This window comes from Streptomyces sp. NPDC060194 (genome assembly GCF_042728285.1).
In the GTDB taxonomy this organism is placed as follows: Bacteria; Actinomycetota; Actinomycetes; order Streptomycetales; family Streptomycetaceae; genus Streptomyces.
The window spans coordinates 18,635-32,621 of record NZ_JBHWZH010000014.1 but is presented as its reverse complement, the minus strand read 5'-3'; the positions used below and the strand labels follow the sequence as shown (position 1 = coordinate 32,621).

The 13,987-nt window shown below is 73.3% G+C and carries 10 protein-coding genes; 9 read left to right on the top strand and 1 reads right to left on the bottom strand.

The features are described 5' to 3' along the window. Positions 1-32 precede the first annotated feature (32 nt). The 6 genes from ACFWEG_RS05090 to ACFWEG_RS05065 are packed head-to-tail and all read left to right on the top strand — an operon-like array spanning position 33 to position 9,003. Positions 33-1,316, top strand: a complete 1,284-nt coding sequence (locus ACFWEG_RS05090) for an extracellular solute-binding protein (protein ID WP_387209327.1) — start codon at positions 33-35, stop codon at positions 1,314-1,316. Next, positions 1,316-2,236 (top strand): carbohydrate ABC transporter permease, encoded by a 921-nt coding sequence (locus ACFWEG_RS05085; protein ID WP_387209325.1) that lies wholly within the window; start codon positions 1,316-1,318, stop codon positions 2,234-2,236. The genes ACFWEG_RS05090 and ACFWEG_RS05085 overlap by 1 nt, the downstream gene beginning before the upstream one ends. Further along, positions 2,226-3,194, top strand: coding sequence for a carbohydrate ABC transporter permease (locus tag ACFWEG_RS05080; protein WP_387209323.1), 969 nt, complete (start codon positions 2,226-2,228; stop codon positions 3,192-3,194). Before ACFWEG_RS05085 ends, ACFWEG_RS05080 begins: the two co-directional genes overlap by 11 nt. A 58-nt stretch (positions 3,195-3,252) precedes the next feature. Further along, positions 3,253-5,598: a heparinase II/III family protein gene (locus tag ACFWEG_RS05075; RefSeq protein WP_387209321.1), complete on the top strand. Its 2,346-nt coding sequence runs from the start codon at positions 3,253-3,255 to the stop codon at positions 5,596-5,598. A gap of 13 nt (positions 5,599-5,611) precedes the next feature. Next, on the top strand, positions 5,612-7,741 hold the full coding sequence (locus ACFWEG_RS05070) for a glycoside hydrolase family 52 protein (RefSeq protein ID WP_387209319.1): 2,130 nt from the start codon (positions 5,612-5,614) through the stop codon (positions 7,739-7,741). Between the two features lie 41 nt (positions 7,742-7,782). Further along, entirely contained in the window at positions 7,783-9,003 is a 1,221-nt protein-coding gene (locus ACFWEG_RS05065; protein ID WP_387209317.1) for a glycosyl hydrolase, read from the top strand. A 35-nt stretch (positions 9,004-9,038) separates the two neighbouring features. Here ACFWEG_RS05065 and ACFWEG_RS05060 read toward each other — a convergent pair whose 3' ends face one another. After that, positions 9,039-10,568, bottom strand: a complete 1,530-nt coding sequence (locus ACFWEG_RS05060; protein WP_387209315.1) for an aldehyde dehydrogenase (NADP(+)) — start codon at positions 10,566-10,568, stop codon at positions 9,039-9,041. A 191-nt stretch (positions 10,569-10,759) separates the two neighbouring features. Between ACFWEG_RS05060 and ACFWEG_RS05055 the strand changes: the two genes are divergently transcribed. Genes ACFWEG_RS05055 through ACFWEG_RS05045 form a run of 3 tightly spaced genes read left to right on the top strand, consistent with a single transcriptional unit; the run spans position 10,760 to position 13,979 of the window. Further along, positions 10,760-11,920 carry a mandelate racemase/muconate lactonizing enzyme family protein gene (locus ACFWEG_RS05055; RefSeq protein WP_387209312.1) on the top strand — a complete coding sequence of 387 codons (1,161 nt, stop codon included), beginning with the start codon at positions 10,760-10,762 and terminating at the stop codon, positions 11,918-11,920. Beyond that, positions 11,917-12,951: a zinc-binding dehydrogenase gene (locus ACFWEG_RS05050; protein ID WP_387209310.1), complete on the top strand. Its 1,035-nt coding sequence runs from the start codon at positions 11,917-11,919 to the stop codon at positions 12,949-12,951. The genes ACFWEG_RS05055 and ACFWEG_RS05050 overlap by 4 nt, the downstream gene beginning before the upstream one ends. A gap of 38 nt (positions 12,952-12,989) precedes the next feature. Next, a complete protein-coding gene (locus ACFWEG_RS05045) occupies positions 12,990-13,979 on the top strand; it encodes a hypothetical protein (RefSeq protein WP_387209308.1) in 990 nt (329 codons plus the stop codon). The last annotated feature ends 8 nt before the right edge of the window (positions 13,980-13,987 follow it).

Genomic DNA, 13,987 nt, shown 5'->3' with positions numbered 1-13,987 from the left:
CACCGAAGACCCGAACCCGAAGGGGCATGACAATGACGTCTCTTGACCGCCGGACCCTGCTCAGGGCGGCGCTCGGCGCCTCGCTCGCCACCTCCACCCTCGGACTGGCCGGCTGCGGGGGCGGTGGCAGCGCCGGCGCGAAGCAGAACGGGTCGCTGTCGGTGCTCACGCCCGTATTCGCCACCGCGCCCGGCAAGAAGGTCCTCGAGGGCCGGATCACCAAGGCCCACCGCGCCGCCTACCCGGAAGCGAGGCTGCGCGTCGACTACAACACCTGGGACGTGCTGCCGGAGAAGATCTCGACCGGTCTCGCCGGGGGCACCCTGGCGGACGTGGTCATGGTCGGCTTCGGCTGGATACCCCCGTTCGCCGCGAAGAACACGTTCACCGAGCTCGACTCCTCGCTGACGGACAAGGCGGGCTACCTGGACCAGGTCGTCGCCCCGGCCCGCTACCTGGACAAGCCGTACGCGCGCCCGCTGGGCCTGGATCCGAACGTCGTCGCCTACCGCAAGGACCACTTCGAGGCCGCGGGCATCACCGCCGCGCCCCGGACCCTGGACGACCTGCGCGCGGCGGCGAAGGAGCTGGCCCGGGCCAAGAAGGGCGGCGGGTTCGAGCGGGCCGGCATCGACATCTCCTCCGTCAACCTGCGCCAGCTGTGGGTCAACGCGCTGGACGCCGCCGGGGGCCGGATGTTCGACGAGGAGGGCACGAAGGTGCTCTTCGACGGGGCGCAGGGCGTGCGCGGGCTCGCGTTCATGGCGGGGCTCGTGGAGGACGGGTCCACCTCGCTGTCGTTCCGCAGCACCACCCCGCTGCAGTCCCTGCTCAAGGGCACCAGCTCCATGATGGCGACGGCGGCCTCGGCGATCGGGCAGGTCGCCGTCGAACTGGGCGCCGGCAACGCGGACCTGCAGAACATCGGCTACTTCGTCCTGGAGGACACCAAGCCCTCGATGTTCGTCGGCGGGACGCTCGTGGCCGTCAACAAGCGCTCGCGCAACCAGGAGGCGGCCGTCGCCTTCGTCGAGGAGGTCACCGCGAAGAAGAACTCCCTGGCCGTCACCGACCCCAACGGCTACATCCCGCCCTTCGCCGACGTCGCCGCCGACAAGGCGGTCCGCAACCCCGCCGCGCCGCTGATCCGGGACCACCTGAAGCACTCGGTCAACGAGGGCGGCTCGCCGGCCTGGATGGAGATCCGCACCGTGGTCAACCCCGCCGTCGAGGGAGTGCTCACCGGCAAGTCCTCCGTGGACCAGGCACTGGACTCGCTGCGCAAGCAGGCCGAGGACGCGATCGGGCGCCTGTGATGAGCACCGTCGACAAGACCGCCGCGGACCCCCGCGGCACGGCACGGCGCAGCCTGCTGCGCGGCCAGCGCCGGGCCGGGCTGCTCTTCGCCCTGCCGGGCACCCTGCACATCGGGCTGTGGATCGGCCTGCCCGTCGTCGCGGCGTTCGTCCTGAGCCTCACCGACTACGACGTGTTCACCACGCCGCAGTTCGTCGGCCTGGACAACTACGCCGAGATCTTCGGCGACGACGGCTTCCTGCGCAGTCTGTGGACGACGCTGCTCTACGCGGTGGGGACCGTGCCCGTCACCATGGCCATCTCGCTGGGCCTCGCGGTCCTGCTCAACCAGGGCATGCGCGGCCAGGCCTTCTTCCGGACGGCGATCTACCTGCCGCAGATCACGGCCACCGTCGCCGTCGCACTGATCTGGAGCTACATCCTCCAGGTGGACGGGCTGGCCAACGAGATCCTGGGCAGCGTCGGGATCGGCCCCGTCGCCTGGCTCAACGACCCCTCGGTGGCACTGGTCTCGGTGATCCTGATCAGCATCTGGCAGGGGCTCGGGTTCAACACCCTCATCTACCTCGCGGCCCTCCAAGGCGTGCCCGGCGACCTGTACGAGGCCGCGGCGATCGACGGGGCCGGGCCGTGGCGCAAGTTCCTCGACATCACGGTCCCCCTGCTGCGGCCCGCCACCTACTTCGTGCTCATCACGGCCACCGTCGGCGCGTTCCAGGCCTTCGACCAGGTGTACGTCCTGACCCGCGGCGGGCCGGCGTACGCGACCACGCTGACCACGTACGAGATCTACAACACCGGCTTCTCGGACTTCCGGCTCGGCGTGGCCTGCGCGCAGTCGGTGGTCCTGCTCGTCGCGCTGATCGTGCTGACGGCCGTGAACACCCGCACGATGGGAGAGTCCCGCGATGGCCACTGAAGCCCCTCCCGCGACGAGCCGTCCGGCCCCGGCGAGGACGCCGGGGGCCGGGCAGGGCGGCGGCGGCCGGCCCGCGTCCACCCGGCGGGCCCGGAGCCGGCGCGAGGGTTCGCCGGTCGCGCGGATCGCCGCGTTCTGGCTGCTCGCCATGGTGTCGATCCTGATGATCACGCCGTTCGCCTGGATGGTCCTTTCCTCGCTCCGCGACCCCTCGCAGGCCGCCTCCGGGGCCCTCCTCCCCGACTCCCCGCGCTGGCGCAACTACCTGGACGCGCTCACGGCGGCACCGTTCCTGACCTACGCCCGCAACAGCTTCTTCATCGCGACCGGCCACACGGTCATCAACGTCGTCCTCGCCTCGATGGCCGGCTACGCGCTCGCCCGGCTGCCGTTCCGCGGCTCGAAGGTCCTGTTCTTCGGCTTCATCGGCGCGATCATGATCCCGATGTACACGATCGTCGTGCCGCAGTTCATCCTGGTCCGGTCGATGCCGTTCTTCGGCGGCAACGACATCCTCGGACAGGGCGGCACCGGCTGGCTCGACTCCTGGTGGGCACTGATCATTCCCGGGGCGATGAGCCCGGTCTCGGTCTTCCTCTTCCGCCAGTTCTACCTCGGCGTCCCGCGCGAGCTGTCTGAGGCGGCCCGGATCGACGGGGCCAACGAGTTCACCATCTGGGCCCGGATCGTCACCCCGCAGATCCGCCCCGCGATCATCACCGTCGCCCTGCTCACCTTCCAGACCGGCTGGACCAACTTCCTCTGGCCCCTGCTCGTCACCGGCCGCGAGGACCTGCGCGTCCTGCAGGTGGGACTCGCGTCCTTCCAGCAGGAGAACACCACGCAGTGGGAGTTGCTCATGGCAGGTACGGCGATGGCGACCGTGCCCATGATCGTCCTCTTCGTCCTGGCCCAGCGGTACTTCGTCAACAGCCTCGCGCACGTCGGCATCAAGTGACGCCCCGCGCCGTCCCGGCGCACCCTCCTCACCCGCAGACCCGCCCCGGAGGTTCCGCATGTCCGAGCACAGCAGGTCCGGCCCGACCCGCCGGCACGTCCTCGCCATGGGCGCGGTGACCGCCGCGTCCGCCACCGCCCTCGCCCTCGCGCCCGGCGCGACGGCCGCCGCCGCGCCCCGCCGGGGCACGCCCCGCCCGCGCCGCGCGGGCGAGCCGAGAGTCCTGGTCACCGCCCGGCACCTGCCGGCCGTCCGCGCCAACCTCACCGACCCGGTGATCGCCCCGCGTTACGCCCTGCTGCAGAAGAACGCCGCACTCGACACGGACGGCACCCTCCCTGACGGCGTCTACAGCCTGCCGGTGAAGAGCGCCGTCGAGGCCAACGCCTTCCTCTACCTGGTGCACCGGGAGGAGGCCGTAGGCCGAAGGGCGGTCACGCAGATGCGGAACTTCCTCGCCACCTTCCGCCCGTTCCCGCACACCGCGTCGGTCACCGAGGTCCGCAGGACGGGGACCACCCTGTTCACCGCCGCGCTCGTCTACGACTGGTGCTACGAGCTGCTCGGCGACGACGACCGGGCGGCGTTCGTCGCGGCGATGAAGCGGCTCGCGGAGAACCAGGGGGTGGGTTTCCCGCCCGACCGGCTCAGCTCCGTCACCTCCCACGCCTCCGAGAACGAGTTGCAGCGCGACCAGCTGGCCGCCGGTATCGCCGTGTACGACGAGGACCCGGAGATCTTCGACCTGGTCTCGGCCCGCATCCGTGAGGAGTTCGTGCCGGCCCGGAACTTCTTCTATCCCACGGGCCGCCACCACCAGGGCGACTCCTACCAGGGCGTGCGCTTCGTCCCGGACATGCTCGCCACCGTCCTCTACGACCGGATGGGGTCCGACGCGGGGTACCTCGACGTCCAGCAGGAGCAGATGACGGACTGGATCCACCAGCGCCGTCCCGACGGCCAGCTCATGCGCTCCGGCGACACCTACCAGAGCACGTACCACGCGCTCGGGAAGTACTGGAGCGACTCGCCCACCGTCATCTCCCTGCTGCTGTCCACGGCCCACTACCGCAACCGGTGGCACCAGGACTACCTGCTCAGCCACATCGAGCACGGCCACAACGTCCGCACGGAGGAGGCCCTGTTCTTCTGCCTCTTCCACGACCCCTCGCTGCCCCGCAAGGCGGCCTCCACGCTGCCGCTGACCCGGATCGGCCCGCACCCGCTGGCCGGGATGACCGCCAGGACCGGCTGGGACGAGGGGCCGGACGCCGACACCTCGATCGCGCAGGTCCACATCGGCGGCCACAACTTCAGCAACCACCAGCACCTGGACGCCGGCGCCTTCCAGATCTACTACCGCGGCGCGCTCGCCCTGGACTCCGGGGTCTACGAGGGCCGCAGCGGCGGTTGGGCCTCCGCGCACGACCTCAACTACAACAAGCGCACGATCGCCCACAACGCGCTCCTGGTCCACGACCCCGCCGAGAGCTTCCGCTTCTACACCACCCCCGTCTCCAACGACGGCGGCCAGCGCTTCCCGGCGCACGCGAAGGAGGCGCGCGACCTCCCGGAGCTCCTCGACCCGGCGAACGGCTACGAGAACGCCACCGCCGCGTCGGGCTGGGCCGGGCCGGACCGCAGGAAGCCGGTCTTCAGCCACGTCAAGGGCGACATCACCGTCGCCTACGGGCCCAAGGTGCGCTCCTGCACCCGCTCGTTCGTGTTCGTCAACCACGGCGAGGAGGGCCGGCCGGCGGCGCTGCTCGTCCGGGACTCCCTGACCACGAGCGACCCGTCGTTCCGGACCGCCTTCCTGCTGCACAGCGCGGAGGAGCCGCGGGTCGAGGGGGCCAGGGTGGACGTCGCCCGCACGGATCCCGGGTACAGCGGGCGGCTGCGGATGGAGACGCTCTGGCCGGTCGACCCCCGGGTCACCGCGGTCGGCGGCCCGGGGCGGGAGTTCGAGGTCGACGGGAGGAACTACCCCAACGAGATCCCCGCCAACTCCTCGACCGACCCCGGCGCCTGGCGGGTGGAGGTGAGCCCGGCCGTGCAGGGGACGCAGACGGAGTTCCTGCACGTGCTCCAACCGCACGCCGCGGACGCCGAGCCGTTCCCGGTGCGGACCGCACACCCCGACGGCGCGTTCCTGGTCGGCGTGCACCGCTCGCTCACGCTGTTCGGCGACGGGCCGGGGCCGCTGCGCCGCACCGTGGAGTTCACGGTCGGCGAGGACGGCGGCGAGCGGACCTCGTTCCTCGCCACCGACCTGCGCGGCCCAGGCTGGACGCTGACCCGCCGCGGCGGCAGCGGACGGTGGCGGCAGGTCCGCGGGCAACTGCGGCGCGGTCACATCCTGTTCGCCGAACTGACCCCGGGCTCCTACCGGTTGAGCCGCTGAGAAGAAGGCAGTCATGACGCACGACATCTTCTACAACACCCACCACTCCCCCGCGGGCGCGTTCGCCTCGTTCACCCTCGGCTTCCGCGGGGCGAACGGCGGACTCGGGCTCGAACTGGCCGGGCCGGCCGGGGACAACGTGTGGATCGGCGCGGAGTCCGCGGACGGCTCCGGCTTCGAGGCGCTGCCGTTCTTCACCCCCGCGGCGGACGACCGGGTGCGCTTCGGCGACCCCTCCTCGGGCATCGGCCCCGGCACCGCCGCCGAGGGGGCGGCGAGGACCGTCGAGCGGCCGCTGACGGCGTTCGCGGACGACGCGATCCGGCGGGAGCTGACCGCCGGACGCGACACCTGGCGGGCCGGCGACCTCACCTTCACCGTCCGCTCCCCCACCGGGCCGCTGCCCGATCCCGACCACGCCGACGACGACGCGCTGCGGGAGGCGTACGTCCCCGCCGTCCTCGCCGAGCTGACTCTCGACAACACGGCGGGGACGCGGCCCCGCCGGGTGTTCCTCGGCTACCAGGGCTCGGACCGCACGCGCGGGATGCGGCACCTGGAGCCCGCCGGCGGGGTCACCGCCGGGGTCGGCCAGGGCCGCACGACGGCGCTGGCCACCGGCGACCCGGGGGTGCGGTCGGCGATCGGCCTCGACCTGGAGGACATCGTCGGCTCCCCCGACGGGGAGAACTGGGACTTCGGCCTCGGGGCGGCCGGAGCGCTGGTCGCCGACGTGCCCGCCGGGGAGCGCCGGACGCTGCGGGTCGCCGTCTGCTTCCACCGGGCCGGCACCGTGACCACCGGCGTCGAGGCGGCCTACCTCTACACCCGCTGGTTCCCTGCCGTCGAGGACGTCGCGGCGTACGCGGTCGGACGGTTCGACGCGCTGGCGCGGCGGTGGGAGCACGACGAGGCTCCGTTCGCCGCGGCCGGGCTGAGCGAGGACCAGCGCTTCATGCTGGCGCACGCCGTCCGCGGCTACTTCGCCTCCACCCAGGCGCTGGACGCCGGCGGGTCGCCGCTGTGGGTCGTCCACGAGGGCGAGTACCGGATGATGAACACCTTCGACCTCACCGCCGACCACGTGTTCCTCGAGGCCCGGCAGAACCCGTGGGTGATCCGCAACGTCCTCGACCGGTACGCCGAGCGGTACTCCTACGAGGACACCGCGCGGCTGCCCGGTTCGGCCGTCGAGCACCCCGGCGGCATCGCGTTCACCCACGACATGGGTTTCGCCAACGCCTTCTCACCGCCCGGCCGTTCGTCCTACGAGCGGTCCGGCAGCGACGGGCTGTTCTCGCAGATGTCCCACGAGCAGCTGGTCAACTGGGTGCTCTGCGCGGGGGTGTACGCGCACGCCTCCGGTGACGGCGGCTGGCTCGCGGAGCGTACGCCGCTGCTCGCCAGGTGCCTGGAGAGCATGCTCGGCCGCGACCATCCCGATCCGTCGCTGCGGGACGGGGTGATGAGCCTGGACGGCTCCCGCTGCGGTTCCGGGGCGGAGATCACCACGTACGACAGCCTCGACGCGTCCCTCGGCCGCGCCCGCCGCAGCGCCTACCTCGCGGTGAAGACCTTCGCCGCGTACGTCTGGCTCGGCGGGGTGCTCGACGGCGACGCGGCGGCCGCCGCCACGGCCCAGGCCCGTCGCTGCGCGGACACCGTCCTCGCCCACCGCACGCCCGAGGGGCTGATCCCGGCCCTGCTGGAGCAGGGGGCGCGCGGGGTCACCGTCCCGGTGATCGAGGGCCTGGCCCACCTGTGGGCGGCGGGGCGCGCCGACGCCCTGGCGGCCGACGGGCCGTACGGCGACCTGGTCGCGGCCCTGCGCGCGCACCTGGACGCCGTGCTCGTGAAGGGGACGTGCCTGTTCGACGACGGGGGCTGGAAGCTGTCGGCGACCAGCGACAACTCCTGGCTCAGCAAGATCTACCTCTGCCAGTTCGTGGCCCGGCACCTCCTCGGCCGTGCCGCCGACGACGTCGACCGGGCCGCCGACGCCGCCCACCGGGCGTGGCTGCTGCACCCGGAGCACTCCGTCTGGGCGTGGAGCGACCAGATGCTCGCCGGCGAGGTCACCGCCAGCCGCTACTACCCGCGCGGGGTCACCGCCGTGCTGTGGCTGTCCGAGCACAGCCGCTGACCCTTTCCTCGCCCCGACCTCCCTCCCCTCGAAGGACTCCCATGGACACGCACCACCCGAACCAGTCGACAGCGCGGCACCCGTCCGGCACACCGCGCTTCGGGGTCAACTACGTACCGAGCAGGAACTGGTGGTACTGCTGGAACGACTGGGACGCCGACGCCGTCCTGGCCGATCTGCGGGCTCTGGCGGGCCTCGGGCTCGACCACATCCGCATCCAGCTGATCTGGCCGGTCTTCCAGCCCAACCCCGCCTTCGTCAGCCCGGCGGCCCTCGGCCGGCTGCGCGAGCTGCTCGACCTCGCCGACCGGCCCGACACCGGCCTGGACGTCATGGTGAGCGTCCTGGACGGCTGGCTGAGCGGGTTCACGTTCGAGCCCGTGTGGGTCAGGGGCCGCAACATGATCACCGACGCGGAGGTGGTGGCGGCCGAACTGCACCTGCTCGACGTGCTCGCCGGCACCGTCGCGGACCACCCCCGGTTCCTCGGCTTCGACCTCGGCAACGAGATCAGCGTCATCACCGGCGGGACGCCGTCCGACGAGGGCGACCGGTGGGCCGCCCGGCTGCTCGACCACTGCGCCCGGATCGCGCCGGGCGGCTTCCACGTCAACGGCCACGACCACCGGCCCTGGCTGCACGGCGAGGTCTTCACCCCGGGGGGCGCGGCGACCAGCGGCAGCGCCAGCGTCTTCCACAGCTACCCCTACTGGACGGGTGTCCTCGAACGCTGGGGCCCCGACGGCACCGGCACGCTCCACCTGGCCGAGTTCATGGCCGAGCTGGCCGGCGCCCACGCGCCGGGCCCCGGGCGCCCCAAGTGGCTGCAGGAGTTCGGCGCCTCCCCGGTGGAACGTCCGGACGCCTCCATCCCCGGCTGGGCGGAGACGTTCGTCCGCAACGCCCTCACCTCGGCGGACGTGTGGGGCTGCACCTGGTGGGGCAGCCACGACATCGACCGCGGTCTCACCGGCTTCGACCCCTACGAGTACGAGCTGGGCCTGCTGACGGTGGACAACGAGGTCAAGCCGGTGGGCGCCGCGATCGCCTCCCTGGTCGCCTCGGTCCGTCGGAACCCGCCCCGGCCGCTGCCCCGGACCACCGCGCTGGTCCTGGCGAAGGACGCCGAGACCCTGGACGTGGCCGACCGGTTCTTCCGCTGTATCGAGGACGGGGTCCGCCCGGCGCTCGTCACCGCCGAGCGGGTGCACGACGAGGCGCACCTGACCGCGCGCGGCATCACCGAGGTCGTGCACGTCTGACCCCGGGGTGGCCGTTGCGGTGGCCGCGGGGTCGGTCAGCGCTCCCAGCGGCCGTCCACCCGGCGGGGCAGCCCGAGCGGATTGCCGTCGCGCAGTTCGGGCGGCAGCAGGGCGGGGGGCGTGGTCTGGTAGGCGACCGGTCGCGTCCAGCGCTCGAGAGCCGTCCCGCCGACGGAGGTGGAGGTCGAGGTCGAGGCCGGGTAGGGGCCGCCGTGGTGCTGGGCGAGGGCGACGGCGACCCCGGTGGGCCAGCCGTCGACCAGGACCCGGCCCGCGATGCGGGTGAGCCGCGCGAGCACGTCTGCCGCCGCACCCTCTCCCGCGGCCTCGCCGGCGGAGAGGTGAACGGTCGCGGTGAGGTTGCCCGGGAGGCGGGAGAGAACGGCGTCCGCCTCGTCCTCGCCGCGGTACCGCGCGACGACGGTGACCGGCCCGAAGCACTCCTCCAGCAGGAGGTCGTGGGGGCCGGCGGCGGTCAGCCGGGCGGCCGGGACGGTCAGGAAGCCCGGGCTGACCCGGCGCTCCGCGTCCGCCTCCGCGGGCACGGGGACACCGACGCCGGGCAGGGCGGCCCGCTCGGCGACGCCGGCGACGAAGGCGTCGCTCATCCGGCGGTCGAGCATGACGCCGGGGGCGGCCCGGGACACCTGCCCGGCCAGGGCCGCGACGAGGCCGTCGCCGGACGCTCCGTCGGGGACGAGGACCAGGCCGGGCTTGACGCAGAACTGGCCGGTGCCGAGCGTCATCGAGGCGGCGAGGCCGGCCCCGATCTCCTCGGCGCGCTCACCGGCCGCCGCCCGGGTGACCAGCACCGGATTCAGGGAGCCCAGTTCGCCGTGGAAGGGGATGGGCGCGGGGCGGGCGGCGGCCGCGTCGAACAGGGCCCGTCCGCCGCGCACCGACCCGGTGAAACCGGCCGCCGCCACCAGCGGGTGGCGGACGAGCTCGACGCCGGCGTCGAAACCGTGCAGCAGCCCGATCACGCCCTCCGGGAGGCCGTGCGCCGCGGCCGCCCCGCGGAGCACCGCGGCCACGCGCTCCGAGGTCGCGGGATGGTCGGGATGCGCCTTGACGACGACGGGGCACCCGGCGGCGAGCGCGCTCGCCGTGTCCCCGCCCGGGACGGAGAAGGCGAACGGGAAGTTGGACGCGGCGTAGACGGCGACGACGCCGAGGGGCACCCGGTACCGACGCAGATCGGGGACGGGCGGTACGGCGGTGTCGTCGGGGCGGTCGATGATCACGTCGAGGAAGGAGCCCTCGTCCACGAGGTCCGCGAACGCGCGCAACTGGTGGCAGGTGCGTGCGAGTTCACCGGTGAGGCGGATGCGGCCCAGCGCGGTCTCCGCGTCCGCCGCCTCGACGAGCGAAGCCTCGGCCCCGGCCAGGGACGCGGCGGCCGTCCGCAGGAAGGCCGCCCGCACGGCGCGGTCGGCGAGGGACCCGCGGGCGGCGTGGGCCGCCCGGACCGCCGCGTCGACGTCTTGGGCGGTGGCCTCCGCCGCGACCTCCTCCCGGCGCTCCCCCGTCCGCGGGTCGACACTCCACACCCCTCGTGCTGTCACGTCCTCGGCCTCCACTCACAGGGACGTTCGACTGATCGAACGCCGTTTGTCGTGTCGAACGTCCGGAGAGTACGGCCGCACCTCCAACTGGTCAACCGCGAACGGGCCGTTGACACCACCGGAGAGCCTCCTTACAGTCGCGTCAGCATGTCGAACCGTTGTCGAAATATCGAACAAGAAGGTCGGTGGCCGTGCGTATCACCCGCATCAGCACCCACGTGATCGGGACCCCGTGGCGGAACCTCACGTACGTCCAGGTCCACACCGACGAGGGGATCACCGGTGTCGGCGAGACGCGCATGCTCGGACACACCGACGCGCTCCTGGGCTACCTGCGGGAAGCCGAGGCCAACCACATCGTCGGATCCGACCCCTTCGCGATCGAGGACCTGGTCCGGCGGATGAAGTACGGCGACTACGGGCGGGCCGGCGAGATCGTCATGTCCGGCATCGCCTGCGTCGAGACGGCGTGCTGGGACATCAAGGGCAAGGCGCTCGGCGTGCCGGTGTGGCAGCTGCTCGGCGGCAACGTCACCGACCGCGTCAAGGCGTACGCGAACGGCTGGTACACCACGGAGCGGACCCACGAGGCCTACCACGGGGCCGCCCGGGCGGTCGTCGAGCGCGGCTACCGCGCCCTGAAGATCGACCCGTTCGGCACCGGACACCTCGAACTCTCCCACCGGGACACCCTGTACGCCGTCGCGCTGATCGAGGCGGTGCGCGACGCCATCGGCCCCGACACCGAGCTGATGCTGGAGATGCACGGCCGCTTCTCGCCCTCCACCGCCGTCCGGCTCGCCCGCGAGATGGCCCCCTTCCGGCCCGCCTGGCTGGAGGAGCCGGTCCCGCCGGAGAACCTCAAGGCGCTCGCGAAGGTGGCGGAGAAGGTGGACCTGCCCATCGCCACCGGCGAGCGCATCCACGACCGCATCGAGTTCCGTGAACTGCTCGAGTCGCAGGCCGCCGACATCCTCCAGCCGGACGTCGGCCACCTGGGCGGCATCCTGGAGACCCGCAAGCTCGCGGCCGCCGCCGAGACGCACTACATGCTGCTCGCACCGCACAACGTCGGAGGGCCGGTGCTGACGGCCGCCTCGCTCCAGGTGGGCTTCTGCACACCGAACTTCAAGATCCTGGAGCACTTCAACGACTTCGCGGACGCCGGCATCAAGAAGGTCGTCAAGGGCGCACCCGAGGTCGTCGACGGCTACTTCGCGCTCTCCGACGCCCCCGGCCTCGGGGTCGAACTGGACACCGACGCCGCCGCCGAGTTCCCCCAGCAACGGGCCCGGTTCGACCTGTGGGCCGAGGGCTGGGAGAAGCGCGCCCCCGCCGGGAGGCCGGCGTGAGCGACCGCCCGGCCGCCTCGGGGACGGGACACGCCGTCGTGGTCGACGGGCCCGGCCGGCTCCGCCTGACCGACCACCACCCGAGGCCGCCCGGCCCCGGGGAGGCCCTGGTCCGCGTGGCCGCCGTCGGCGTCTGCGGCAGCGACAGCGAACTGCTCCGGGGCACCCGGCCCGCCGGATACGTGCGCTACCCCGTGACCCCGGGGCACGAGTGGTCCGGGACCGTCCTCGCGGTCGGTGACGGGGTGCCGCAGGAACTCGTCGGCCGGCGCACGGTGGGCGAGGGGTTCCGCAACTGCCAGACCTGCGCCCGCTGCCGGGCCGGCGACACCACCCTGTGCACCGCCGGCTACGAGGAGACCGGCTTCACCCGGCCCGGGGCGATGGCCACCACCCTCACCCTCCCCGCACGCCTCCTCCACCCGCTGCCCGACGACGCCGACCTGACCGCGGCGGCCCTGCTCGAACCCGCCGCCTGCGTGGCGTCCGCGGCACTCCTCGCGGACGTCCGCCCCGGCGAACGGGTCGCCGTGGTCGGCACGGGCACGCTCGGCCTGCTGGCGACGCAGCTCCTGGCCGCCGCCTCGCCCGCCGACCTGGTCGTGTTCGGAACCCGCGCGGACCGCGCGGAGCCGGCCCGCCTCTTCGGCGCCACGTCCTACCGCACGGCGGACGGCTCCTCGGACCCGGCGGACTTCGACACGGTCGTCGAGGCCGCCGGCTCGGCGTCCGCCGCCCACCGGTCCGCCGCGCTGCTGCGGCGGGGCGGCAGGCTGGTGCTCACCGGCATCCCCGCCGCCGGAGCGCTCGGGCTCGACCCGACCGACCTCGTCGTGCGGCAGCTGGAGGTCCGCACGGTGTTCGGTGCGACACCCGCCGCCTGGACCCATGCCGTGCGCGCCTTCGCCGCGGGGCTGCTGACCCCCCTTCCGCTGGTGACCCACCGCCTCCCGCTCGGCGACGCCGGCGCGGCGATCGACCTGGCGGGATCGGGCCGCCCCGGCGTGGGCAAGGTCCTGCTCCACCCGTGAGCCCCACCCGTGCCCGCCCCCTCGACCCCAGGAGCCCCATGTCCGTCTCCGTCCCCCACCGTCCGCCCGGGGAGCCCCTGATGACCGCGCTCGGCCTGGGCGGGCCCGACCCGGACGCGGCCGACGCCTCGCCGCACCGCTTCCCCGACGGCGGCCGCTGGCGCGTCGAAATCCCCTCCGTCGAGGGCCCCGAGGCTCTGGCGGCGGTCCTCGATGAGTCGGCGCGCCTCGACGTCCCGGTCCACCGCGTGAGCCAGGGCAGCGGGGTGTGGATGCTGACCGACGCGGAGATCGCGGAGATGGCCGCCGCGACCGCCGAACGGGGCGTCGAACTGTGCCTGTTCACCGGCCCGCGCGGCACCTGGGACATCGGCGGCTCGACCCGGACGGACTCCCGCGGCGGTGGGACCCGTGCCCGCGGACAGGCCGCCGTGGCCGGCTGCGTCGAGGACGCGGTCCGCGCCACCGCACTCGGTGTCGGCTGCCTGCTCGTGGCGGACGAGGGCGTGCTGTGGACGCTGCACCGCGCACGGGCCCGGGGCCTCCTGCCCGCCGGGACCACGCTGAAGGTGTCGGCACTCGTCGGCCCGGTCAACCCGGCGGCGTACGCGGTCCACGAACGGCTGGGGGCGGACTCGGTCAACGTGCCCAGCGATCTCACCCTGGAGCACTTCACCGAGATCCGCCGGGTCAGCCGCGCCCCGTTGGACCTCTACGTCGAAGCCCCGGACGACCTCGGCGGCTACGTCCGCATGTACGAGGTCGCCGAGCTGATCCGGCGCGCCGCCCCTCTCTACCTGAAGTTCGGCCTCGCCAAGGCGCCTCCCCTGTACCCCTCGGGCCTCCACCTGCGGGAGACCGTCCTCGCCACGGCCCGCGAGCGCGTGCGCCGGGGGAGGCTCGTCCTGGACCTCCTCGCCCGGCACGGCGCCGACGGCGGGATGTCGCCACTCGGGTCACGACTGCCGGGTGAGCTGCGGCGCTTCGAGGAGGACCCGGACCCGGCCCGGGGGCCGGAGCACTCCTGACGCCCGGT